Here is a 24,578-nt window from a genome sequence, read left to right as displayed (position 1 = left end):
GAGACGTTCACGGACGCGCCTCCAGAGTCGGGACGCCTCAAGAACGGGGCGAAATGATGCGGCTCAGTCGGCGACAGCGTAAGTGGGCTCCCGCCGCTTGAACCAAGCGATCACGGCCGTAGTGACCGGGACAAAGAGGACCTCCACCGCCGTTTTGTAGAGGAAGCCCACCACCACGTAGTTGATGAATGTTCCCGCGTCCGTAATGCCAATCACGCCGGCCGCGATGGAGCAAAAGATCAGCGTGTCCGCGAACTCGCCAACGCCGGTGGAGCCCAGCAGGCGGCCGATCAGCGCGCGCTCACCGAAGCGCGCCTTCATGCGCACCAGAACATAGGAGTTCAACAACTGCCCCACCGCAAAGCCGAGGAGCGACGCGGCGACGATCTGCCACACCGGCCCCAGCGTGGCCGCGAGCGCATCCTGCCCCTCGTACCACGAGGCCCCCGGCAGGGCGATGATGACCCAAAAGCACAGCGTGGTGAACACGGAGAGCGCGAACGTCGTGATGATCGCGCGCCGAGCGGCCTTGAACCCGTAAACCTCGGACACCACGTCCCCGAGGATGTAGGCCAGCGGGAAGAGGAAGAACCCGCCGTCGGTCACGATCGGGCCGAACTCGACGCCCTTGGTGGCGCCGATATTGGACAGAACCACCACGATCGCCATGAGGGCGAGGACGGTGGAGAAGTACGGGCTGCCGGTCTTGGCGGCAGCGGGCACGGCGGAGTGCGGGGCCATGAGAGGGAACTCAATTCTGTAGTGGTTCGCCTGGCCACACCGGCGGCCGGCTGTATTAGCACTGACCGTGCCATTCTCCCACGGGCCGTCGACTGCCGTCCCACCGCGCCGAACCATCGTGGAGGACACCCGCGCTGAACCCCGCGCCTGAGACCTACGCCTGGCACCCGCACCGAACGCCCGCACCGGACCTCGTTTTCTTGAACATGTTCAAAAATGAGTACACTGGGCTATAGCCCCGTCATCTCAAGGAGAATCGCGTGTCCGCGACCCCCAAATCCGCCCGCACCCGCGCCCAGCTCATCAGTGCAGCCTTAAAGCTTCTGCGCGAACGCGGCTTTGCGGGGACCACCGTGCGCGCCATTGCAGAGGAAAGCGGGGTGGCGCTGGGGGCCGCCTACTACTACTTCGAGTCCAAGGAAGAACTCACCCGAGCCGCGATCGCGAGCATCCTGGCCGACTACGCCGCCGCCCTGCCCTCTGAACTCACGCCGGGCAATGCACTAGAGCACCAATTGCGCACCGCGTGGGAGTCACTTCTCGAGGCGCTCTCCCCGTACTCCAGCTGCGGACGGGCCCTGATGGGCGCACCGCTGCCGGCCAGCATTCGGCTGGCCATGGCGCACACCGTCGCCGCGGCGAGCCCACACCCGCCACGGCCGATCCGCCAGGACCTGCCGGAACTCTTGGCCCTCGCCACCCGGGCCGTGCTCACCTTGTGGGCCCACGACGATACGGACGACGACGCCCGAACGCGGGCCCTGATCGCTCGCCTCGCGCCGTTTGCCGCGCGGGCCACGGTGCTCGCCCGGCTCCCCGTGGTGCGCCGCCTGGCCGACGAGTTACTGACCATCACCCGGGCCACGGCTGCGGAGGCCTCTCCACGCGCCAGCTCCGCGGAGACAGGGACCCGACGCGCGGCCTAAAATGGCACGCATGACTTCCACTGCGCACGCACCTGCCCCCGCCATCACCCTGACGATCGCCGGCTCCGAGGCCACCGGCGGCGCGGGAGCGCAGGCGGACCTGAAAACCTTCCAGCAGCTCGGCACCTACGGGATCGTGGCGCTGACCTGCATCGTCTCCTTTGACCCCCAGGACAACTGGAACCACCGCTTTGTCCCGGTGGAGCCCCACGTGATCGCCGACCAGCTGGAGGCCACACAGACCTGCTACGAGGGCCAGCTGGAGACGGTCAAGCTCGGCATGATGGGTTCGCCCGCCACGATTGACACGGTGGCCACCGCGCTGAAGGGCCAGGCGTGGAAGAACGTGGTGCTGGATCCGGTGCTGATCTGCAAGGGCCAGGAGCCGGGCCACGCGCTGGACACGGATCAGGCCCTCAAGGCGAACCTGCTGCCGCTGGCCACCTTCGTCACCCCCAATCACTTTGAAGCGGAGCAGCTCTCCGGCCTGACCATCACGGACGAGGCCTCACTGATCGAGGCCGCCAAGTCCATCCACGAGGCCTCCGGCGCGGCCGTGTTGGCCAAGGGCGGCGTGCGCCTCGCGGGCAGCGAGGCCATCGACGTGTTTTACGACGGCGAAACGCTCGAGGTGCTGCGTGCCGAGAAGATCGGTGAGGTCGCCGTTTCCGGCGCCGGCTGCTCGCTCGCCGCCGCCGTGACGGCCGAGCTCGCCAAGGGGGCCACCCCGCTGGAGGCCGCCCGCACGGCGAAGGAGTTTGTGACGGAGGGGATCCGCCACCGCGTCGCCTCTGCAGCACCGTTCGATGCCTTGTGGCAGGGCGGAAAGTAGAGACTTTCCCGCCGTGAGGCGCGGGCGTGACGTCAAACGTCACGCCCGCAATTATTTAACAACTCCTTGACAAGTGACGAACCTCACTTAGGCTGACTCCGTGGGACGCAGCACTCGCGCGTTCTCTTCGTGGAACTCAAGGAGCAGCATGACTACCTCGCACCGATCTGGAGCGAACCGGCCGCGGCTGGCTCGGGCCGTCGTGGCGACGTCGGCCGGCTTGGCACTCGCCGCAACCGCGGCACTGCCGGCGGGAGCGACGACGTCGTCCGACCCCCTCGCTACCGCCTACAGCTCAGAATCGCTGGCCGATACGAACCTCAAGATTTCCGAAACCCTCGCCCACGCCCAGGGCGAGGTTTCTGTTTATGTTCAGTTTGAAGGCGAGGGCGCCTATGCGGCCACGCAGCCGGACAGTGTCACCCGGGGCCAGGGCAAGCCGGTCAAGAAGGACAAAGAGGTCAAGGAACTCCGGAAGAAGATCAAGGCTCAGGGCAAGTCCGCCGCGGCGCAGGCCTCCGCCCAGGTGATCTACGAGACCACCAACGCGCTGCCGGGCGTGGCCCTGCGCGGCAACGCCAAGAAGCTGCGCACGCTGGCGCAGCGGGACGACGTCGTCAAGGTCAGCGCCATCAACCCCAAGACGCCGTCCAACTCCGGGGCCGTGATTGACACGCGCGCGCTGAATGCGTGGCAGGACCTCGGCGCCACCGGCGAAGACGTGACCATTGCCGTGTTGGACACGGGTGTCGACTACACCCACGCTTCCTTCGGCGGCCCGGGAACCCGCGAGGCTTACGATCAGGCGCAGGCCTCGACCGAACTGCCCAGCGCTGACTCCGGATTGATCGATCCCGCCAAGTTCATTGGCGGCTGGGACCTCACTGGCGATGACTACAACGCTGATCCCGACGCTGACTCCTACCAGCCAGTCCCGAACCCGGACCCGAACCCGCTCGATTGCGCCACGGCCGGGCACGGCTCGCACGTGGCCGGCACGGCCGCCGGTTACGGCGTCAACCCGGACGGCACCACCTTCACCGGGGATTACTCCTCTCTGACCGCTGAACAGGTTGCGGCCATGAAGGTCGGCCCGGGCACGGCGCCGCTTGCCGAGGTCGTGGGCATTCGCGTGTTCGGCTGTGAGGGTTCCTCCGCCGTCGTCGGCCAAGCCCTCGACTACGTACTTGACCCGAACGGCGACGGCGACTTCTCCGACCGCGCGGACGTGGTCAACATGTCCCTAGGCTCCGATCACTCCCCCGTGGACGATCCGGAGAATGACATCGTCGACGCCCTGACCGAGCTCGGCATTCTGTCCGTGATCGCCTCCGGCAACGCCTCTGACGTCACCAACGTCGGCGGCTCCCCCGGTAACGCAGCGTCCGCGCTGACCGTGGCCAACTCCGTGGGGTCGACGACGACGCTGGACGGCGCGGACATCTTGGCGCCCGAGGCCTCCGCGGGCCGGGCCGCCGGCCAGTACTCGGTCAACTACGACTACCAGACGGCGACCGAAGAGGAACTCACCGGAACGGTGACGATGGCCCCGGCCGACAATCGGTTCGGCTGTGACGCCTGGCCGGACGGCACGGACCTCGGCGGCAGCTGGGTCTGGATCCAGTGGGAGGAAGACGGCGCGTTCCCGTGCGGTTCCGCGCAGCGCTTTGGCAACATCGCGGACGCTGGCGGCGCCGGCGTGATCCTCGACTCGCCGCGGCTCGTGTTCGACGCCGGCATCGCCGGCAACGCGGAGATCCCGGGCATTCAGTTCAACCAGACCTACTCGGACGCCCTGCGCCCCGACGCTGAGGCCGGCACCCTGCAGGTCCGCCTCTCGCCGGAGCTCATCGGCTCCACGAAGGCCGAGTCCGGGGCCCTCGACACCCTGAACTCCAGCTCGTCACGTGGAGTGCACGGCAGCGATGGCATTGTGAAGCCCGACGTCGCCGCCCCGGGCACGCTGATTGGTTCTGTGGGTGTGGCCACCGGCAACGGGACGGCCGTCATGTCCGGCACCTCGATGGCCACCCCGCACGTCGCCGGCCTAGCCGCCCTGGTCTACGGTTCCGGCGAATACTCGGCCAGCGAGGTCAAGTCCCGCGTGATGAACACCGCCACGGCGGACGTGATGGCCGCCAACGGTGAGGCGTTCGGACCCAACCGCGTCGGCTCCGGCCGCGTGATCGGCGACGCCGCACTGAACACCCCGGCCATCGCCTACGCCACCGACGCGGCGGACCTGACCAGCGTCGTCTTCGGCGTCATCGAGCTGGGCACGGACACCTACACGGCGACGAAGTCCGTCACGGTGCAGAACCAGTCCGACGCCGAGATGACGTACGACGTCTCCTACGCGGCGTCGTCGTCCATCCAGGGCGCGACGTACACCCTGAGCGCGGACACCGTCACCGTCCCGGCCGGCGGCACCGCCGAGTTTGAGGTGACCCTGACAGTGGATCCGGCCGAGTTCGCGAAGACCATGGACCCGACGCTCGAGGCCACGCAGTCCGGCCTGCCGCGCCAGTGGGTGGCGGACGCGACGGGGCGCATCGTGCTGGAGAACGCTGACGCCCCGACCCTGCGCGTGCCCGTCCAAGCGGCTCCCAAGCCGACGGCGGACATGAGCGCGGACCGGAAGAAGTCCAAGGTCACCGACGGCACGGGCACCATCAACCTGACCGGGCGCGGCGTAGACGCCGGCGAGGGCAGCGAGAACGTCACCTCCCTGGTCTCCGCGTTTGAACTCGGCGCCACCAGCGACGAGCTGGCGGATACCTCCACCCCGGCCACGGCGGAGATGGACCTCGCCTACGTGGGCGCGGCGTCCGACGCACCGAGCGTCGGCGCAGCGGACGGCCTGCTGAACATCGGTGTGGCCACCCACAACGACTGGGCGCACCTAGCCGGCGGCGTGGAGATCGACGTGGAGTTCGACGTGGATCAGGACGGCACCGCCGACTTCGTGACCTACACCAGCCGATTCGACGGCGTGGACCTAGACCTCGCCTCCACCGTGGACCTGTCCACGGGGCAGAGTGTGGACGCGTGGGGCGTAAATGTCCTGCTGGGCACGGACACCAACCTGTTCGACTCCAACGTCGCGACCCTGCCGGTGTCACTGGCCGCGCTGGGCATCGACGGCGATCAGGAGATCTCCTACCGCGTGTTGACGTACAGCTACTACAACACCGACGACGCCGGAAACATCATCCCGGTCGACTCGACCGATTGGATCGGCTACAACCCGGTGAACCCGGACGTCTGGTTCTCCGGCGCCGGGGACGGCCTGATGTTTGCCGACCAGCCGGGCACCGCACTCGAGGCCCACGCGGTCACCGAGGGCAAGGGGAAGAACGGCAAGGGCAAGGCCAAGCCTGTGGCGGACGCCCTGCTGCTGCATCACCACAACGCCTCCGGCGAGCGCGCCGAGGTGGTCACCCTGAAGTAATTCGGGGTGCGACGGCGGCGGCCGGGTTCAGCTGGGAAACCAGCCGGGCCCGGCCGCGGCTTTTAAAGTGCCCGCGCTACTAGGCCTTCACGACGGGCAGATCCGCCCAGTCGGTGGTGTAGCGCGGGGACGAGTACTCGCGTTTCATACTCCACGCTGCCTGGCGGTGGACACCACCGGCGCCCAGCCCGATGGCTGACTTGCCAAAACGCGATTTCACGCTGGAGAGCACCGTGCTGACGTCTTGCTCCGGCCGGACGTCGGCGGAAGCACCGCCCGGTGCCGCGGCCTCCGGCTGCCCGAACAGGTCCAGCTCGTCTTGGCGGATAGAGCCGGCCGGGCTGAGTCCGGAGAGCACGACGCCGGCGCGCGAGTAGCGGGCCTCCGGCGCGAGGCGGGTCAGCAGGCCGGCCGCCGCGCGCACGATGGTAATCGGGTCCGCCGTCGGGGACTCAAGCGGGATGGCGACCGAGGGGTGGGACGCCTCCCCGGAGGCGAAACGGCTGGTCCCGGCGAAGGCGCCCACGACCTCCGCCACGAGTCCGCGGGCGGCGAGCCGGGAAGCCGCCGACTGTCCGTACACCGTGAGCACATCCCGCATCTGCGCCGCGGACTCCACCGGTGTGGCGAAGGAGCGGGAGAACATGATCTGGTGGGCATCGGCCCGCTCGTCGATCGGCGGGATGCAGGGCGTGCCCCGCAGTTCCAACGCCGTGCGCTGCAGGACCACGGAGAACTTCTTGCGCAGCCGGAGCGGATCGGCCGCCGCGAGGTCAGCGACCGTCTGGATGCCCATCCCCGCGAGCTTATGCCCCGTCTTGCTGCCGACGCCCCAGACCTCGGTGGCCGGCAAGCGTTCGGCGAGCGCGGCGGCGTCGTGCACGGGCAACGAACCCAGCGAGCACACACCGGCCAAATGATCGTTGCGCTTGGCGATGTGGTTGGCGAACTTGGCAAGGGTTTTGGTGGGCGCCACGCCCACGCAGACCGGGACCCCCACACGGCGGGCCACATCGGCGCGGACCGCCCGGGCAACGCGAAGGAGCTCGGCCTCGCTCGCTGCGGGCAGGCCGAGGAAGGACTCGTCGATCGAGTAGACCTCCTGCCATGCACCGTGGGAGCCGATGACCTCCATGACGCGCGCGGACATGTCCCCGTAGAGCTCGTAATTACTGGAGCGCGCAGCCAACCCGTGGCGGTCTGCGTCCGGCGCCAGCTGGAACCAGGGCGTGCCGGTCCGGATCCCGAGGGCCTTGGCTTCGGCGCTGCGCGCGACGACACAGCCGTCATTATTGGACAGGACGACGACGGGGCGGCCGTGCAGTGAGGGATCGAAGACGCGCTCGCAGGAGACGTAGAAGTTGTTGACGTCGACCAACGCGTAGCGGGTCCCATCCCCGGCGGTGGTGGAGGCTGCAGTCCAGATCATAAGCGGTGCAGGCTCCGGGTGGCCACGCCCCACACCTCCAGCTCGCCTCCAACGTGCGTGCTGGCTGGCAGCTCCGGTGGCCGCGGCTCGGTCCACAAGACGGGGCCGTCCGGAGTGAGGGCCAAGCGGCGCACCACCAGCTCGCCGTCATGCACCACGACCACGACGCTGCGATCCCGCGGGGACCGGGCGCGTTCCACGATGAGCTCGTCCCCGTCATCGATGCCAGCCCCGGCCATCGAACGGCCCGTGACCCGCATAACAAACGTGCTAGTTCGATCCGCGATGAGGTGCCGATTCAGGTCAATGCCGCCGTCATAATAGTCGCCCGCCGGGGAGGCGAAACCGGTGGCCGGGCGCGGACGCAACGGCGAGGACTCTGCTGCCACAGACACCCCCATAGAATCGAACGAATATTCGATTCAACTATAGCGCGTCCCGGCGCTTCACCGTGACCCACTGCGCCCCGAAAATGACGGCCGCGACAGCCCCAGTGATGGCCACGGTCAGCGGGTCCCGGGCGAGTTGGAACAGCAGAAACGGGACCAGCACGGCCACGTCCAGCGCGATAGCAACGCAAGGCACCCAAGCTCGGGCCGCCAAGTCCTGGCGCATCCGCAGCACGCCGACATGCACCGCGATGTCCATCGCCACATACAGCATGGCTCCCAGCGCCGCGATACGGGACAGATCAAAAAAGGCCGCCGCCAGGATCGCCAAGGACGCCGTGATGATGAGTGATTGATGGTCCACGCGGCCCGGGAGCCCCGGGACCTGCCCCATCTCCCGCAGCATCGAGTAGAGCTTGGAGACCGCAAAGAGGCTGGCCGTCAGCCCGGAGAGGGTCGCCACGACGGCGACGAGCACGGTGAGGCGCACGCCCCACGGGCCGAAGAGCGGTTCGGCCGCCTCGGCGAGGGCATAATCCCGCGCCTGGACGATCTCCGGCAGGCTCAAGCTGGCCCGGACCGCGAGCGTGATGAGCACGTACAGCACTGCACACAGGATGATGGAGATCATGATGGACCGGCCGATATTGCGCTCCGGTTCGCGGAGGTCCGCGCCCTGATTCGTGATGGTCGTGAATCCCTTGTACGCCAAAATACATAACGTGGCCCCGGCCAAGAGCGCCCCCATGGACTGAACCCACCCCTCCTCCGCCGGGGCCGCCGACACGGCCGGTTGCACGCTCCCGGCCACGATCAGCCCTGCCACGGCGAGGGCCGCGATGCCGAGAATCTTCACAACGGCGGCCGCCGTGGCCGTTCGCTCCACCCACCGGTTGCCCACCAGATTGATGAGCGCTCCGGCAGCGATGGCGAGCACGGCGAGGGCGGGAACCCAGAACGGCGAACCCTCCAGCCCGAAGGGCCGCAGCACGTACGTTGCAAAGGTGCGCCCCAGCAGGGACTCCGCCAAGATCATCGTCACGTACATGAACAGCGTGAAGGACCCGGCGACGACGCCGGGCCCAAAGGCCGACTTCAGCAGCATGGCAATCCCGCCCGAGGACGGGTTCGTGGCCGAATAGCGGATATAGGAGTACGAGCTAAAGGCCACCACCACGGCGGCCACCACAAAGGCCCAGATGAGCAGCTCGCCGGCGATCTCAGCGACCTGCCCCACGAGGGCGAAGATCCCGGCGCCGATCATGACGCCCGTACCGAGCGCGACGGAGCCGGTCAGCGACAGCTTGCTCCCGTCCGCGCCCTGTTCTGTTGTCTCCGCCTCCGCCATGGTGTTGCCTCCGCACGAGTACGTTCCGCGTGAAGCCCCTAGTCTTACGCCCGACTCAACGCCTCGGCAAGGCCCCGCGACGTCAGGCCGTCACCGCGTCCTGCTGTGCCGCCACGCGGGCCGCGGCGGCAGCAATCGCGTGCCCAGCGTCCCGTAGGAGCGAGGCTTGTTGGCTCGCGTCCGCATGCGTCGAGGCAGTGAGGAAAACGCCGTCGAGCACCGCCATGCCAAACGGCGCGGTTTCCGCCCCGATGCGCTGCGTCTCGACGTCCCCGTGGGCCCGGTAGGCATGCGCAATGGCGTGGCTCAGCACGTCGAGCGCCGCGCGGCGGTTTTGATCAACCAACGCACGGGCCTGGTCGCCGAGTTGCTCCCGGTTCATCATGAACCGCAGCTGCAATTGCACAAAGCGGCTATGTTCCCCGCCCGCGAGCAGCCACCGCCCCAGATCACCCATGGCGGCGATAATCGTCTCACTCGGATCGGATCCGCCGCCGGTGTCAGCAAGCTCCGCGCACGCGGCGAAGAAGCGCTCCGCTCCGCGCTCTAGGACGGCCGCCAGCACGCCCTCCTTGGACCCAAAATGCCAATAAATGGAACTGGACGGCAACGACGTCTCGGCCGACAACACGGCGATCGACGTCGCGTCATAGCCGCGCTCCGCCATCAGCCGAGCGGCCGCGTCAAGAATCGCGTGCCGCGACAGTTCCCCCAACTCACGCCTCCGCTGATGCATCGGAAGCGCCCCAGAATTACCTCGCATACGGGACACCCTACGCACCCGGACCCCGAGGAAGCGTCGCCCAAAAGGCTGAGATTTTCCCCTACCGGCCCGGGCGCGGCTCCACGCCAAACACCGCGAGGGCCTGGCGCTCGGTGTCCAGGAGCGCCCGGGCGCTCCGGCCATCCTCACCCAGCGGCACCACGACGGTGGCGCCGTCGAACACCGTGACGCTGGTGCCGCGCACCTCCTGAACGCCCACGTGGCGCACAGTGAAGGACTTAGTGCCGATCCGCTCGACGCCCACCCGCACCGTGATCTCCGGGGTGTAGTGGCCTTGGGCCAGGTAGTCCACCGTCAGGTTCGCGACGACGGCGCCGCCACCACCGCGGAAGGTCTCCAGTGCCGGCACGGCCCGGATGAAGCGCACCCGAGACTCCTCCATGAGGGTCACCACGCGCGCGTTGTTCAGGTGCCCGTTGGCGTCCTGATCGGACCACCGCAGCTGGAGCGTGATGTCAGTGAAGCTCATGCTCGCATCCTAGGCGGTGCCGGGGGTTAAACGCGCGCCGCCGCCCGGAGCGACTCCGGGCGGCGGCGCGAGCGGCGCAGGCTGGTTAGTAGTTGATGACCTGCGGAACGCCGAGGTGCTTCAGGCCCTCGACGCCGAACTCGACGCCGTAGCCGGACTGCTTGATGCCGCCGAACGGCATGCGCGGGTCGATAGCGCCGTGCTTGTTGATCCACACGGTGCCGGCCTCGATCCGAGCGGCGACCTCCACCGCGCGGTCGCGGTCCGAGCTCCACACGGAGCCGCCCAGGCCGACGTCGACGCCGTTGGCCATCTCGATGGCCTCATCCACGTTGGAGTACTTGATGATCGGCAGCGCGGGGCCGAACTGCTCCTCGGCCACCAGCGGGTTGTCGTTGTCGATGTCCGCCACGAGCGTGGACGGGTAGAAGTAGCCGGCCGCGGACTCATCCGGATTTCCACCGACGAGCACGCGGGCACCGGAGTCCTTCGCCTCCTGGACCAGGCGGGCCACGATGTCGTACTGCGCCTTGTTCTGCAGCGGGCCGAGGACGTTATCCTCGCTCAGGCCGACGCCCATCGGCATGGCCTGAGCCACCTCGGTCAGCGCCGCGCACACGTCGTCGTAGACGTCCTCGTGGACGTAGAGGCGCTTGAGGGCCGCGCACGTCTGGCCCGTGTTGATGAAGGCACCCCAGAACAGGTCCTCGGCGATGGCCTTGGCGTCCACATCCGGCAGAACGATGCCGGCGTCGTTGCCGCCGAGCTCCAGCGTCAACCGCTTCAGGGAGTCGGCGGAAGCCTTGGCGATGGCCTTGCCCGTGGCGGTGGATCCGGTGAAGGTCACCTTGTCGATCTCCGGGTGGGAGGTCAGCGCGGCGCCGACGTCGCGGCCGCCGGAGACCACGTGAAGCAGATCCTTCTCCAGCACCGAGTTCAGCACGGCGCCCAGGGCGAGCACGGACAGCGGGGTGTACTCGCTCGGCTTAAGCACCACCGTGTTGCCCATGCGCAGGGACGGGGCGATCTGCCAGATGGAGATCATCATCGGCCAGTTCCACGGGCCGACGGCGCCGACGACGCCGATGGGGCGGTAGTGCAGCTCGGCACGGCCGCCGTCGTCGTCAAACATGACCTCCGGATCCATCGGGAACGCCGCCGTGGCGCGCAACCACGCGGAGCACGCGCCGACCTCAAAGCGGGCGTTGGGGCCGTTCAGCGGCTTGCCCTGCTCGCGTGAGAGCAGCTCGGCGAGCGCCTCGGCGTTGGCGTCGATCGCATCGGCGGCCGCATTGAGCGCGGCGCTGCGGTCCGCGTGGCTGCGGGCGCCCCACGCGGGCTGGGCCGCACGGGCCGCGGCGATGGCGGCCTCGAGGTCCTCGACGGTGTGCTCCGGAGCGCGGCCCACCACCTCACCGGTGGCGGGGTCCGTGATGTCTCGACCGCCGTCGGCCGGCTGGATCGCAGCCAAAAGGTCAGCGGCGGAAGCGAAGGTTGCAGTCATGGTTTTCTCCTCACTGAGTGTGATGACTCTTGTCTCTAAGGGTGCCCGAGCCAGGGGCGGTTGCTCTTGTGCTGCAGCGCGCGGCATTTGGCGCTGAACGCGGACGTTAGTCGATCGGCGCCCCCGCACCGATCCGCGCGTAGACCTCCGGCTTGCTGCGGCGCAGCGAGTGGCCCCAGAGGGCCGCCAGCACGCCCGGGACCACCACGATCGCCGGGAGCAGCCAGGACAGGAGGCCGGCTTCCTCGAGGCCGATGAGGACGCCGAAGTTGACGATGATGAGGATGAACAGCGCCACGAGAGCGATCCCGGACAGCCACGGGGCAATCGACGCCACCCAGGCGCTTTCGGTGTGCTCGCGCTTCTTGAAGAACCCGATCACGGAGAAGGACGTCAGCATCATCAGCAGGACGAGTCCGAACGCCCCGGTGTTGGTCAGCCACGTGAAGAGCGTGATGACGGGGAACAGAGCCCCGGATTCGTGGCCGGCCCCGGCAATCGCGAAGATCACGATCAGCGCGAAGGCGAGAGCGGACTGAACGAGCGAACCGGCAACGGGAGCCTGCGCGCGGTTGGTCGCCGCCAGGGCCCTGGGCAACACGCCCTCTCGGCCCATGGCGAACAGATAGCGGGCGATCACGTTGTGGAAGGCGATCAGCGCGGCCAGGACGCTGGTGATGAAGAGCAGATTGCCCAGCACGATGAACCACTGGCCGACGCGCCCTTCGAGGAAGACGAACATCAGGTCGGGGCCGAACTCGGCCGAGCGGGCGATCACCTGGGAGTCGCCCTCACCAACGGCCATAGCCCACGCCGAGAACGCATAGAACAGCGAGATGATCACGATGGCGATCAGCGTGGCCCGCCGGGCGGTGCGCTGGGGGTCCTTGACCTCCTCGTTGTAGATGGCGCCTGACTCAAAGCCCATGAACGCGGCGATGCTGAAGACGAGCGCGGCGCCGACGCCGGCGGCGAAGAGCGAGTTGGGCTCAATAGAGCCCGTGGTGAGGCCCTCAGGCGCGGCACCGATGGCGACGACGTCGTACACAATGACCACGAGGAACTCGAGGGCCACGATGATGCCGAGCACCTTGGCGGACAGGTCCACCTTGTTGATGCCGAGCAGGCCGACGATGACCCAGCCGGCCAAGGCTGAAACCCACCACGGAATACTCAGGCCGAAGGTGCCCGCGAGGAAGGAGGACAGCACGAAGCCGAACATGCCGTACACGCCGATCTGCAGCGCGTTGTAGGCAATGAGCGCCACCCAGGCCGCGCCGACGCCTGCCCCGCCGCCAAGGCCCTGGGCCACGTAGGCGTAGAACGCGCCGGCGTTGTGCACGTGGCGGCTCATCGCGGTGTAACCGATGGCAAAGACCAGCAGGACGATGCCCAGGACGATGAATGAGAGCGGGATCCCCAGCAGCCCGGTGACGGCGTAGTTACTGGTCACGCCGCCGCCGACCACGGTCAGCGGCGCGGACGCGGCGATGATCATAAAGACGAGTGCTGGCACGCCAATACGACGCCGCCCCAGCGCTCCCTGAGTTGTTTGTTCCATGGTGCCTCCTAGTGGGAGGGCAATCCCCCCAATCCCCACTATAGTGAGGCACATCACTTTTTATTCTCTAGCCGTAGAGTGAACGGCTTTTGTCATTGCGCGCCCACGGCGCGCAACTCAGGCCTGCGACTTGCGGTACTGCGCCGGCGAGCACCCATAGGCCGCGCGGAACGCCCGGCTGAAGTGCGCGGCATCCGGCAGCCCCCACCGGGCGCCGATGACCCCGACGGGCACGTGAGAGCGCAGCGGGTCGATCAGATCCCGCCGGCAATTCTCCAAGCGGCGGGACCGGATCCAGCTCGCTACCGTCTCCCCCGAATCGGAGAACAATTTGTGGAGGCTGCGCGTCGACATGAAATGCGCCGCCGCCACGTCTCCCGGGGACAGGGAGGGGTCGGCGAGCTGCGAATCGATGAAGTGCTGAATGCGGCGCAACTGGCGCGCGCGGTCGAGGTCGGCGACGTCCCCGCGCCGCCCAATCTCATCGGCCAACAACGTTGAGAGCAAGTCCACCGTGTTCATGGCCAAGCGATGCCCGATCGGCCCATCGATGGTGGGCAACAGGTCCGCAATCTCCCGCAGGAACGGCAAGACGGCCCGGCCGATCCGCTGATCGGGACCTAGTCCGATCGCGGTGAGCTCGGCGACGTCGTCCGCCGACAACCCCAACATGTGCTGCGGGAACATCAGCACCAGCGTGGAGAAGTCCTCCTCGAAGCTCAGCGTGTAGGGGCGCTGGGTGTCATAGATGGCCAAGTCGCCGGGGGCGAGGACCGTTTCCCGCCCATCCTGGGCAAGCAGCCCATGCCCGGACATCTGCACCCCGAGCTTGTAGTACGCACCCTCGGTGCCGGTAATCAGCTCAGGGGTGCGCAGCACCTGATGGGCGGACGCGCTCACGCGCATCAACCCCACATCGGACACCGTGCCACCACCCACTCGTCCAGAGAACGGGCCCTCGGCGACCGGCTGGGCCTCGAGGGGAACAAACGAATTGGAGACGACGCGCCGCCACTGGGAGAAATCTTCGGCGTACTGAACTTGATACATGACACTTCCTCGGATTCGCCGCGTGAGCTAGTTCACGCCCGGCGGCTTGGCCCCAATGTAGGCCTCCGCGGCCGCAATGTCACGCCGGGACCGCGTCAACGCATGAGGTTCTGCAGGTGGAATTCGAGCTGCTCCCGCAACTGACGTGGGCCGTTGTACCCGGGGTCCAAGACGGCCGTGACCTGAGCGCCCAGCATGAAGTTCAGCAGGGACTCGACGGCCGGCTCGAGCGGGGCCGAGTCTGGGACGTCCCCGTCCGCCACGGCCTCCTCCAGCCACCGCGTCATCGAGGTGCGCCAATCGTCCATGGAGCGATCATTGACCGCCGCCTGGGCCGGATCGTGGATGGCCAGCTGCCAGAACGGCAGGACCACGCGCGCCTCGTCGAGCCTCACCTCATCCAACGGCAGCACCTCGACGGCGAAGACCCGCAACGCTTCAATCCCGCGCAGGGAGCGCGTCCGCTCCGCGACGCGCCGCTCCGTCTGCCCGAAGACGTACCGAAAGGCGGCCTCCGACAGCGCAGCCTTCGTCGGGAAATACGGCTTGAGCGCCCCGTTGGCGAAGCCGATTTCCGCCGCTACGTCCCGCAGCGTCAGGCCATCCAGGCCGCGCCGGGCGACGACGCGGCAGGCGGCGCGCGCAATCTCCTCGCGGCGCGCGTCGTGATCCACAATCTTCGGCATGGCGTCATCCTATCCACGGTCTCGGCTCGGCTGTGACGGCCAACGCCACACGACTTTCTCCGCCGCCCTCTTGTGTTCTAGCTCACCTCCAGATTATTCTCTACGTCAAGAGAAAATAAACGTGCGGCACGTCACATCAGTGTCGCCCGCTGGAAGGAGCACCATGAACCAGCCCACCGCCTACGCCCTGCCAACCAGCGAGGAGGTCGCTTCCGTCACGGCCACGCTGACCGAGGCAGGGCACCTCGGGGAGAACTCCCGCATCGCCTACCTTGGCCTGCTGGATCCGCCCCGCGGCACCGCGACGGACACGGTCCTCGACCGCCGCTTCCGCGTCTTCGCGCTCGACACTGCGGGCGCCGCCCCGTTCGACGCGACCATCAATGCCACGACCGGGACGATCGAATCCCTCACCACGCTGGACACCAGCCAGACGGGCGAGTTGCCCGTGATGGAGGAAGAGTTCGAGGCCGTCGAGGCCATCCTCGTGGAAGACCCCGAGTGGCAGGCCGCCATTGCCAAGCGCGGCCTCGACCTCGACAAGGTCCGGGTCGCTCCGCTCTCCGCGGGGTACTACGACTACCCGGAGGAACGCGGCACCCGCACCCTGCGTGGGCTGGCGTTTTATCAGGAGCACGAGGCCGATTCGGCGTGGGCCCACCCCATCGACGGGCTGGTGGCCTATGTCGACGTCGCCAACCGCAAGGCCGCACGCATTCTGGACTTCGAGGTGGTTCCGGTTCCGGCTGAGCATGGCAACTACACGGACCCTTCCCTGACGGGGGAACTGCGCACCACGCAGAAGCCCATCAACATCACCCAGCCGGAGGGCCCGTCCTTCACGGTCTCCGGCGGCAACCACGTGGAGTGGGAACGGTGGAGCCTCGACATCGGGTTCGACATGCGCGAGGGCCTGGTCCTGCACAACATCGCCTTCGACGACAAGAAGCCGGACGGAGACACCACGCGCCGCAAGATCCTGAACCGCGCGTCGATCGCGGAAATGGTGGTTCCCTACGGCGACCCGTCCCCGGTCCGCAACTGGCAGAACTACTTTGACACCGGCGAATACCTGATCGGCTCCTGCGCCAATTCGCTGGAACTCGGCTGCGACTGCCTCGGCGAGATCACCTACCTCTCCCCCGTGATCGTCGATAACTTCGGCAATCCGCGCACCATCCACAACGGCATCTGCATGCACGAGGAAGACGCGTCCATCCTGTCCAAGCACGCGGACCTGTGGAGCAACATCGCCTACACGCGCCGCAACCGCCGCCTCGTGATCAGCTTCTTCACCACCGTGGGCAACTACGATTACGGCTTCTACTGGTACCTCTACCTGGACGGCACCATCGAGTTCGAGGCCAAGGCCACCGGCATCGTCTTCACCTCCGCCCAGCCACCGGCCGGCGAGGATGGCGAGCCGTACCCGTACAGCTCGGAGATGGCCCCCGGCTTGGGCGCCCCGTTCCATCAGCACCTCTTCGGCGCGCGCCTCGACTTCGCGCTCGACGACGGCCCCTCGCGGGTGCTGGAGGAGGAAGCGGTGCGCGTCCCGATGGGCGAGGCCAACCCGCGCGGCAACGCGTTCACGCGTCGGCACACGGTCCTAGCCCGCGAGTCGGAGGCCGCGCGCCAGACCAGCATGGAGACGGGGCGCTCTTGGATCGTGCAAAACCCCGAGTCCACCAACCGCCTGGGCGCGCCCGTAGGCTTCAAGCTGCACCCCCAGGGTCACCCGATGCTGCTGGCCGACCCGGAGTCCTCGGTGGCCCAGCGCGCTGCGTTTACGCGCAACGCCCTGTGGGTCACCCGCTACGCCGAGGACGAGCGCTACCCCACTGGCGACTTCGTGAACCAGCACCCGGGTGGCGCGGGCATCCCGGCGTGGATTCAGGCGGATCGCTCGTTGGACGGCGAGGACGTGGTCCTGTGGCACAGCTTCGGCCTGACCCACTACCCCCGCGTCGAGGATTGGCCGATCATGCCCGTCGACACCGCAGGATTCACGCTGCGGCCGGACGGGTTCTTCGACCGCTCGCCCGTGCTGGACGTGCCGGCCCCCACGCCGGGCGCCTGCCACACCGATTCCAGCAGCTGCCACTAAGCGGATGAGGACGACGGCGCTGCTCGCCGCGGGTGCGGCGGCCCTCCATGTATGGATGGTCGCCGCGCACGGCGCGTCTCATGGGCTCTGGGCCGCGGGAGCGCTGGTCATCATGACCGCCCTGTGCGCGCGCTGCGCCGTCGGCCTCTGGCGTCACCGTGGGGACTCCTGCCGCCGCGAGCTCGTTCAGCTGCAGGTGATGTCCCTCGCGATGGTGGTCGTCCATGCCCTGTTGTTGTTCGGGATCCCTGGCGGCGGGCACGGTCACCAGCATGGCGGCATGTCCCACGGCGCCGGCCCCGTGGCCGCGCCGATGTACCTCATGATGGCCAGCATCCCCGTCGAACTCGCGGTGGCAGCCGCCGCCGGCTTCACCTTGCGCAGGCTCCGCCGCGCCGCGCCGGACGTTAGCCGCGGAGCAGTTCCAGCATCGCCTCGGCCTGCGAACGCAGCTGGTCAGCCGAGTTGAAGCGAGCCTGACCGAGGGCCGCGGTCTGCGTTCCGGCCACCCAGTTGAGCACCATCTCCGTGACCGCGTCCACGGGAACGTCCGCCCGAATGTCCCCTTCGGCCATGCCCTCGCGCAACCACGTGCGCAGCAACAGGCGCCACGTGTCCGAGGCGGAGCTGCTGGCAGCGGCCAAATCGTCGTCGTGCAGGGCCAGCTGCCAGAACGGCAGCAAGAGGTGCGCCGCGGTGACCTTGCCCGCGGTATCCGGCAGCAGGGTGTGAATGAAGACCTGAATGGCGTCCATGCCATAGCGCTCACCGACCGCCACGGTCAGCTCATCGCTGACGCGGGAGAACACTTGGGCAAACGCACCGCGGGCCAAGGCCTGCTTGGTGGGGAAGGACCGGGCCAGAGTGCGCACGTCGACGCCGGACTCGGAGGCCACGTCGCTGAGCGTTAATTCGTCGAATCCACGGCGAGTCACCACCGTGACTACGGCGTCGAAGAGCGCAGCATCGTCTAGGGAGGGATTTGGCATGCCGCATATTCTATCCGCGCCCGGGGACTGCTCAGAATGCGCCGGTGCGGTTGCTACGCATGATGAGGAAGACGAGGTAGGGCGCACCGAGCACACCCGTGATGACGCCGACCGGGTAACGCGAGGCGAACGCGTACTGGCCCGCGAGGTCAGCGCCTAAAACCAGCACGGCACCGACCAACGCCGCCGGCACGAGCAAGGAGCGCCCCGCGCCCACCAGCCCGCTAGCGATCGGCCCCGCGAGGAACGCGACGAACGCAATGGGCCCGGCGGCCGCCGTGGCAAACGCGACGAGCCCCACGGCGCAGAGCACCACCGTCAGGCGAGTCCTCGTCACGTTCACCCCGAGGCCCGCGGCCGTGTCATCGCCCAGGGACATCATGCGCAGCGGTGCCGACTGGGCGAGAAGGATTGGCCCGAGCACGCCGAGGGCCACCGCAACGGGGAGCACCTGCTCCCACCCGGCCCCGTTGAGGCTTCCGGTCAGCCACCGCATGGCCTCCTGCAGGTCCCATGCGTCCGCCTTGGAGAGCACGTACGTGGTGAGCGATTCCGCCATGGCCGCCACGCCGATGCCGATGAGGATCAACCTCGTTCCGGCGGATCCGCCCCGGCGGGAGAGTGCGTAGATGGCGGCGGCCACCGCCAGCGCCGAGACCACGGCCAGCCCGGAGACGGCGGGGCCCGACAGGGAGAAGACCACGATGCCGAGCACGGCCGCCGTCGACGCGCCCGCGCTGATGCCGATCACGTCGGGGCTGGCCAGGGGGTTGCGGAGCAGCGTTTGGAAGCAGGTGCCGGCCAGCCCGAACGCGGCCCCCGCCGCCAACGCTAGGCTCGCGCGCGGCAAGCGCAGGCGACCCACCGTGAACGTGGCCCCGTCGACGTCCGCCCCGAGGGCAACCTGCACCACGTCACCGAGCGGATAGAACGTCCGGCCCACCATGAGGGACACCAGATACAGCACGACGACGGCAGCCACCAGCGCCGCGGTGACGGACGCGGCGCGGCGCCGCGAGGACGCGGTACTCACAGTTCACGCACCTTTTGTCGCCGGACAATGTAGATAAAGAACGGGGCGCCGATCAGGGCGGTGACGATCCCGACGTCGATCTCCGCCGGGCGCGCAACAACCCGGCCTGCGATGTCCGCGGCGACGAGGAGGACCGCGCCGGCCAGTGCGGAGAGCGGCAGCAACCACCGGTGATCGGACCCGGAAATTAATCGGATGACGTGGGGAATCACCAGCCCGACGAACCCGATAGGGCCGGTCAGCGCCGTCGTCGCGCCCGCGAGGACGATCGCTGCGGCGGAGGCCACCCCGCGAGCCAAGCCGACGGACTCGCCGAGACCGGCCGCGAGGTCGTCACCGAGGGCCAACGAGTTGAGGGCCTTCGCGGACAGCAGGCCCACCCCCAGACCGATCGCCAGAAACGGCAAGAGCGAGCCCATGGAGCCGAAGTCCGCGCCGCCGACCCCGCCGATCTGCCACGAGCGCACGCCGGAGGCGATGTCGTTACGGCCCAGCACGGTGGCGGAGATGAACGAGGCCAGGGCGGCGGAAACGGCGGCTCCCGACAGGGCGAGCTTCAGCGGCGTCGCGGCGCTGGCGTGGAAGCCCGACGGGCCGAGCGAGGCGATGGCGTACACCAGCGCGGCGGCCGCGGCGGCGCCGCCGATGGCCACCCAGATGTAGGAGGTCGCGGAGGCGAGGCCGAAGTAGGCGATGCCGACGACGACGGCCAGCGCGGCGCCCATATTCACGCCGAGGATCCCCGGATCTGCCAGGGGGTTGCGCGTCACGCCCTGCATAACGGCCCCGGAAACGGCGAGGGCCGCACCGGCGAGCGCGGCCAGCACCGTGCGCGGTACGCGCTTCGCCACCGACGCCGGGCCAAAGCCCTCGGTGGAGCCCGTCAGGCCGGCGACGACGTCGTCAACGCCCACCACGCGGGTGCCGAAGGCGACCGAGGCGAGGGCCAACACCGCGAGGGCGGCGGCTAAAGCCACCGCCCACCCAGCGCGTCGGAGACCCGGATGGGTCCGTGGAGAAGTCACTCGCTCCGTTATTCGGCGGCGTCAGCGAGGAGCTTCAGGTAGTCGTCCAGCACCCAGCTGATGGCCAGCGGTGTGGGGTTCGCTGCGGTGCCCAACGGGTCGCTGCCCAGGCGCACCACGGCGTCGTTCTCCACGGCCGGCATCTGGGACAGGATCGGATCCGCCTTGAGGGCCTCCAGCAGCTCCGGGCCGCCGTAGGTGACGATCAGTTCCGCGTCGGCGAACTCGTCCGCGGTCTCGGCAGACTGCTCCACGGAGAAGGTGCCGTTCTCTTCGCTGGCCTGAACCACGGACTCGGGCGAGCCCATGCCGAGGTCATCGAAGAACTGCACGCGCGGATCCAAGGTGGAGTAGTAGCTCACGGTGGAGAGGTCCGACTCGTCGACGTGGGTCAGGAACATGGCCGACTTACCCTCCAGCTCCGGGTATTCGGAGACCTTGGTGTCGATCTCTGCCTCGATATCGGCGATCAGCTGCTCGCCTTCCTCGGCCATCCCCATGCCCAGGGAGTTAAAGGTGATCATGTCCCGCCAGTTGGTGCCCCACGCGGTCTCGGGAAACGCCACCACGGGCGCGATCTCGCTGAGGGTGTCATAGGCCTGCTGATCCAGGCCGGAATAGGCGGCGAGGATGACGTCCGGGTTCGTATCCGCCACGGCCTCGAAGTCGATCCCATCGCCCTCATCGAACAGCACCGGGGTCTCTGCGCCGAGCTCTTCCAGCTTCTCTTCGACCCACGGCAGCACGCCGTCGCCGTCGTCGTCGCCGAAGTTGGCGGCGGCCATGCCGACGGGCACGACGCCGAGGGCCAGCGGCACCTCGTGGTTCGCCCAGGCCACCGTGGCCACGCGTTCCGGGGTGCCCTCGATTTCGGTCTCGCCGAAGGCGTGTTCAATGGTCACCGTCTCCGCGGACTCGGCGGAGGATTCAGTGGAGGCCGCCTCGCCGGAGCAGGCGGACAAAGCAACGACGGCGGTGGCAGCAGCGAGCGCGCCGAGGAGCTTAAAACGGGGGTGCGGGTGAGTCATCGATCCCTCTCGGCGGCAAATTCGATCGCCGCGCATTACGGAAATAGGTTAGGTGTGCCTCACCAAGATACGAGACGCCGACGCTGAACGCCAACTGGGTGCTTCACCCGAGGTCGCGGTGGTGGCGCACGCCACACCGCACCGCCGATCAGGGCCCGCAGCTACCGCACGGCACGGTGCTTGAGGTAGTCGCGGGCCATCGCGACGACGCCGGGAGCCACGGCGTTGGCGATGAAGTCAGCCTCCGGGTCCCCCGCGCGCTGACCGGCCCAGCCAAGGTAGGTCAGCGCGCGCGCCAACAACAGCGCTTCCCAGCCGTCCGCAAACCCGGGCGGGAGGGGGCGCGCCTGCGCATACCCGTCAAAGAGGGCCGCCCGATACTGCTCGTAACGCGGGTGAGGCACATAAAAGAACAGGACCGTGGCCAGGTCGAAGAGGTGCCACCCCTCACCGAAGTCGTCGAAGTCGATCAGGGTCATGCGGGATTCAGAAATCAGCACGTTTTCCGGGGTCAGGTCAGCGTGGATCACGCCAAAGTGTTCCGAGCCGCGCGGCAGGGCGTCGAGGTCCTCCACGAGGACCGCCAGAGCACGGCTCAACGTTGCCTCATCCGCGGGCGAAAGTCCCGGCACGCGCCGCGGGTCTCCCCAGACCGGCGCCGGCCCCACGAGGCCCGCCGCATCCCACGCGGGCCGCTCAAAGCCCGGCAACCTCCCTAACTCCATCAAGGCACCGTGTAACTGGCCCAGCCGCACCCCGAGAGATTCGAACTCCTCCGGCGTGAGCGCACTGGCTCCATCCAAGCCCTGCGCGATGTCGCCCAGCGGCATAGCTCCCTCCACCCAGTCCAGGACGTCCACGTAGACGGTCTCCCCCTGCCATGACGCCGCACAGAGCAACTCACCCTCCCGCGTAGGCACCACCCGCGGAACGGGCAGGCCGCGCTCGGCCAGTGCATGCAAGTAGGCCATCTCCGTGCGGATCTGGGCCGCATTACGATACCCCAGCCGGTGCACCCTGACCGCGAACGCGGCAGTGGGGCACGTCAGCTTGAAGACGTAGTTTTCCCGGTACTTGACGAGCTCAAGCCGCCCCTGCCCCTCGAGGCCGTAGCGGCCCAGGGTGCGTTCGACGAGTTCGGTAGCCTCTGGCAATTTCATGGTCATCCTTGCTGGTGTGCCGCAGATCACCCCTAACCTAAACTTGAACATCAAGTAAGTCAACTGAACATTACTGTTCAATTTTTGGAGGATTCGGCTTATGCTGAGACCACCGCCGTCCCCGATTCAGGAGCACCATGACCGCCGAGACCCGTCGCCTGCCGCTACGCGAGCGCAATCGCGTCCGGACCCGGAGCGACATCCTGGACGCCGCCGCAGAGGCCTTGAGCGACGGCGGGTACGCCGCGACGGCCCTCGAAGAGCTCAGCCGCCGCGCCGGACTCGCCCGCGGCACGCTCTACGCGCACTTCCCCGGCGGACGCGAGGAGATCGTACGCGCCGTCTATCTCCGGGTCGCGGAGGAAGTCGAGGAGGCGGGGCGCGCGTTGCGCGAGCAGGAGTCGGGCGCCCCGGACCGCATTGCGGCGCTCGCCCGGGCGCTCGTGGAACGCACGGCCACCGCCTCGGGGCGCTTCTACGGGAAGACGACGGCGGATGCCCTCCCCGTCCTAGCGGACGTCACGGGCGGGACGTCGGCCGCCTTCGAGTCCCTGATCCGGGAAGATCTCGCAGCCACCGACCTGCCCACCGGGGCAGACCTCGATGCCCTGACCACCGCCGTCTCCGGAGCACTACGCGCCTCCGCGGCGCGCACCGCGACCCACCCGCACACCGTGCCGGCCCAGGTGGACGCCATCCGCTGCCTGGTCAGCGGACTGGCGAGCACCCCCGGCCACCGACCTCAAGGACCAGCATGAGCCCCCACTCCACCGCAGACCTGCTCACCCGCCGCTACGCCACCTTGGGCGAACACTCCCCGCTCTTTTACCGTGAGCCTCTCGAATTGGTGCGCGGAGAGGGCGTCTGGCTCACCGACGCCACCGGGCGCACGTACCTCGACGCGTATAACAACGTCCCCCACGTCGGCCACGCCCACCCCGCGGTCGCGGACGCGGTGAACCGGCAACTGCGCACGCTCAACCTGCACACGCGGTACCTGAACCACGTCGTCGTCGACTACGCCGAGGCGCTACTGGAGACCTTTGCCGACCCCCTGGACCGGCTTTTCCTCGTCAACAGCGGATCCGAGGCCAACGAGCTGGCCCTGCGCGTCGCGCGCCAGCACACCGGACACACCGGGGTCCTCGTCTCCGATTTCAGCTATCACGGCAACACCACCTCGCTGGCACAGCTCACCACCGGGCTCACGGTGGCCGAGCCCCTCGGCGACCACGTGCGCGCCCTGCGCATTCCCGACGCCGCCGGCCTCACCGACGCCGAGGCCTCGGTGTTGTGCGCGAGCGCCTTGCAGGAAGCCGATCAGGCCATCGCGTCCCTGCAAGCGGCCGGGCACGGCCTCTCAGCCGTGCTCTTCGACCCCCTCTTTTCCACCGAGGGACTCCTCCGCCCGCCGCAGGGTTACGTCGAGGGGCTTGCCGCTCGGGTCCGGGCCGCGGGCGGGCTGGTCGTCGCCGATGAGGTCCAATCCGGCTTCGGCCGCCTGGGGGACGTCATGTGGGGGCACGAGCTCTTTGACCTCTCCCCGGAGCTGGTCACCCTCGGCAAGCCCATGGGCAACGGGCATCCGGTCGGCGGCGTGGTCACCACCGCCGAACTGCTGGACGAATTCGGCCGCCGCAACATGTACTTCAATACCTTTGCCGGCAGCCCGGTCTCCTCGGCGGCCGCGCACGCCGTCCTGCGCGTCATGGACGCGGAACAGTTGCGGCCGCGGGCCCGCCAGAACGGGGAGTTCATCGCCGCGCGGCTGGAACAGCTGGCGCGTGAATATCCAGCGGTCGCCTCCGTGCGTGGTCAGGGGCTCTTCTTCGGGCTCACCCTCGTCCGCCCCGACGGCTCCGCCGCTCCCGAGGCCGCCCGCGCCCTCACCGAACGGATGCGGGAGGCCGGCGTGCTGATCAGCAAGATTGGCCGCGAGGACAACGTGTTGAAGATGCGCCCCCCGATGGTGCTGGAACGCGCCGAGGCAGAGCTTCTGCTCGATCGTCTCGCCGCCTGCCTCAGCGCTCTCGAGCCCGCGGCCTAACGCACCCACCAGCGACGAC

General features: G+C 68.2%; 22 protein-coding genes. 7 read left to right on the top strand and 15 right to left on the bottom strand.

The annotated features are described in order from the left end of the window. Window positions 1-63: 63 nt before the first annotated feature. On the bottom strand, window positions 64-741 hold the full coding sequence (locus tag IW252_RS09665) for a queuosine precursor transporter (RefSeq protein WP_196836364.1): 678 nt from the start codon (window positions 739-741) through the stop codon (window positions 64-66). 260 nt (window positions 742-1,001) lie between these two features. Between IW252_RS09665 and IW252_RS09660 the strand changes: the two genes are divergently transcribed. From IW252_RS09660 to IW252_RS09650, 3 genes are all read left to right on the top strand, one after another. Then, entirely contained in the window at window positions 1,002-1,667 is a 666-nt protein-coding gene (locus IW252_RS09660) for a TetR/AcrR family transcriptional regulator (RefSeq protein WP_196836363.1), read from the top strand. Window position 1,668: 1 nt separating this feature from the next. Next, a complete protein-coding gene (locus IW252_RS09655; RefSeq protein WP_408065770.1) occupies window positions 1,669-2,499 on the top strand; it encodes a hydroxymethylpyrimidine/phosphomethylpyrimidine kinase in 831 nt (276 codons plus the stop codon). Between the two features lie 148 nt (window positions 2,500-2,647). Continuing rightward, window positions 2,648-5,950 carry a S8 family serine peptidase gene (locus IW252_RS09650; RefSeq protein ID WP_196836361.1) on the top strand — a complete coding sequence of 1,101 codons (3,303 nt, stop codon included), beginning with the start codon at window positions 2,648-2,650 and terminating at the stop codon, window positions 5,948-5,950. 79 nt (window positions 5,951-6,029) lie between these two features. Here the strand turns inward: IW252_RS09650 and IW252_RS09645 are convergent, their stop codons facing one another. The 9 genes from IW252_RS09645 to IW252_RS09605 all read right to left on the bottom strand — a co-directional run bounded on the left by IW252_RS09645 (window position 6,030) and on the right by IW252_RS09605 (window position 15,170). After that, complete coding sequence (locus IW252_RS09645) at window positions 6,030-7,379, bottom strand: Y-family DNA polymerase (protein ID WP_196836360.1); 1,350 nt, start codon at window positions 7,377-7,379, stop codon at window positions 6,030-6,032. Then, window positions 7,376-7,780 carry a LexA family protein gene (locus IW252_RS09640; RefSeq protein WP_196836359.1) on the bottom strand — a complete coding sequence of 135 codons (405 nt, stop codon included), beginning with the start codon at window positions 7,778-7,780 and terminating at the stop codon, window positions 7,376-7,378. The genes IW252_RS09645 and IW252_RS09640 overlap by 4 nt, the downstream gene beginning before the upstream one ends. Window positions 7,781-7,805: 25 nt before the next feature. After that, a complete protein-coding gene (locus IW252_RS09635; protein WP_196836358.1) occupies window positions 7,806-9,116 on the bottom strand; it encodes an APC family permease in 1,311 nt (436 codons plus the stop codon). An 82-nt stretch (window positions 9,117-9,198) separates the two neighbouring features. Continuing rightward, on the bottom strand, window positions 9,199-9,831 hold the full coding sequence (locus IW252_RS09630; RefSeq protein WP_231365981.1) for a TetR/AcrR family transcriptional regulator: 633 nt from the start codon (window positions 9,829-9,831) through the stop codon (window positions 9,199-9,201). Window positions 9,832-9,940: 109 nt separating this feature from the next. Next, on the bottom strand, window positions 9,941-10,369 hold the full coding sequence (locus IW252_RS09625) for an acyl-CoA thioesterase (RefSeq protein ID WP_196836357.1): 429 nt from the start codon (window positions 10,367-10,369) through the stop codon (window positions 9,941-9,943). 85 nt (window positions 10,370-10,454) lie between these two features. Further along, complete coding sequence (locus tag IW252_RS09620) at window positions 10,455-11,873, bottom strand: aldehyde dehydrogenase family protein (RefSeq protein ID WP_196836356.1); 1,419 nt, start codon at window positions 11,871-11,873, stop codon at window positions 10,455-10,457. Window positions 11,874-11,979: 106 nt separating this feature from the next. Then, window positions 11,980-13,434 (bottom strand): APC family permease, encoded by a 1,455-nt coding sequence (locus IW252_RS09615; RefSeq protein ID WP_196836355.1) that lies wholly within the window; start codon window positions 13,432-13,434, stop codon window positions 11,980-11,982. Between the two features lie 117 nt (window positions 13,435-13,551). Further along, complete coding sequence (locus IW252_RS09610; protein WP_196836354.1) at window positions 13,552-14,484, bottom strand: AraC-like ligand-binding domain-containing protein; 933 nt, start codon at window positions 14,482-14,484, stop codon at window positions 13,552-13,554. Between the two features lie 95 nt (window positions 14,485-14,579). Then, a complete protein-coding gene (locus tag IW252_RS09605; protein WP_196836353.1) occupies window positions 14,580-15,170 on the bottom strand; it encodes a TetR/AcrR family transcriptional regulator in 591 nt (196 codons plus the stop codon). Window positions 15,171-15,333: 163 nt separating this feature from the next. Here IW252_RS09605 and IW252_RS09600 point away from each other — a divergent pair, with 163 nt between their 5' ends. Both IW252_RS09600 and IW252_RS09595 read left to right on the top strand, forming a co-directional pair. After that, on the top strand, window positions 15,334-17,277 hold the full coding sequence (locus IW252_RS09600; protein WP_196836352.1) for a primary-amine oxidase: 1,944 nt from the start codon (window positions 15,334-15,336) through the stop codon (window positions 17,275-17,277). 4 nt (window positions 17,278-17,281) lie between these two features. Beyond that, the gene (locus tag IW252_RS09595) at window positions 17,282-17,746 is read left to right on the top strand and encodes a hypothetical protein (protein ID WP_196836351.1); all 465 of its coding nucleotides are present in this window, start codon (window positions 17,282-17,284) and stop codon (window positions 17,744-17,746) included. On the opposite strand, the gene IW252_RS09590 is transcribed toward IW252_RS09595, so the two are convergent. The 5 genes from IW252_RS09590 to IW252_RS09570 all read right to left on the bottom strand — a co-directional run bounded on the left by IW252_RS09590 (window position 17,685) and on the right by IW252_RS09570 (window position 22,512). Then, window positions 17,685-18,266: a TetR/AcrR family transcriptional regulator gene (locus tag IW252_RS09590; protein ID WP_196836350.1), complete on the bottom strand. Its 582-nt coding sequence runs from the start codon at window positions 18,264-18,266 to the stop codon at window positions 17,685-17,687. The two genes, IW252_RS09595 and IW252_RS09590, sit on opposite strands and share 62 nt — an antisense overlap. 31 nt (window positions 18,267-18,297) lie before the next feature. Then, window positions 18,298-19,299, bottom strand: a complete 1,002-nt coding sequence (locus IW252_RS09585) for a FecCD family ABC transporter permease (protein WP_331271505.1) — start codon at window positions 19,297-19,299, stop codon at window positions 18,298-18,300. Next, entirely contained in the window at window positions 19,296-20,276 is a 981-nt protein-coding gene (locus IW252_RS09580; RefSeq protein WP_331271504.1) for a FecCD family ABC transporter permease, read from the bottom strand. Before IW252_RS09580 ends, IW252_RS09585 begins: the two co-directional genes overlap by 4 nt. A gap of 56 nt (window positions 20,277-20,332) precedes the next feature. After that, window positions 20,333-21,352 carry an iron-siderophore ABC transporter substrate-binding protein gene (locus tag IW252_RS09575; protein WP_196836349.1) on the bottom strand — a complete coding sequence of 340 codons (1,020 nt, stop codon included), beginning with the start codon at window positions 21,350-21,352 and terminating at the stop codon, window positions 20,333-20,335. A 161-nt stretch (window positions 21,353-21,513) separates the two neighbouring features. Then, window positions 21,514-22,512: a phosphotransferase enzyme family protein gene (locus tag IW252_RS09570; RefSeq protein WP_196836348.1), complete on the bottom strand. Its 999-nt coding sequence runs from the start codon at window positions 22,510-22,512 to the stop codon at window positions 21,514-21,516. A 137-nt stretch (window positions 22,513-22,649) separates the two neighbouring features. Here IW252_RS09570 and IW252_RS09565 point away from each other — a divergent pair, with 137 nt between their 5' ends. Both IW252_RS09565 and IW252_RS09560 read left to right on the top strand, forming a co-directional pair. Beyond that, on the top strand, window positions 22,650-23,270 hold the full coding sequence (locus IW252_RS09565) for a TetR/AcrR family transcriptional regulator (RefSeq protein ID WP_196836347.1): 621 nt from the start codon (window positions 22,650-22,652) through the stop codon (window positions 23,268-23,270). Beyond that, window positions 23,267-24,559, top strand: coding sequence for an aspartate aminotransferase family protein (locus IW252_RS09560; RefSeq protein WP_196836346.1), 1,293 nt, complete (start codon window positions 23,267-23,269; stop codon window positions 24,557-24,559). The genes IW252_RS09565 and IW252_RS09560 overlap by 4 nt, the downstream gene beginning before the upstream one ends. The last annotated feature ends 19 nt before the right edge of the window (window positions 24,560-24,578 follow it).

The sequence above is a fragment of the Zhihengliuella flava genome (genome assembly GCF_015751895.1).
Taxonomy (GTDB): domain Bacteria; phylum Actinomycetota; class Actinomycetes; order Actinomycetales; family Micrococcaceae; genus Zhihengliuella; species Zhihengliuella flava.
The sequence above is the reverse complement of the archived record's forward strand: the minus strand, read 5'-3'. Positions and strand labels throughout refer to the sequence as shown.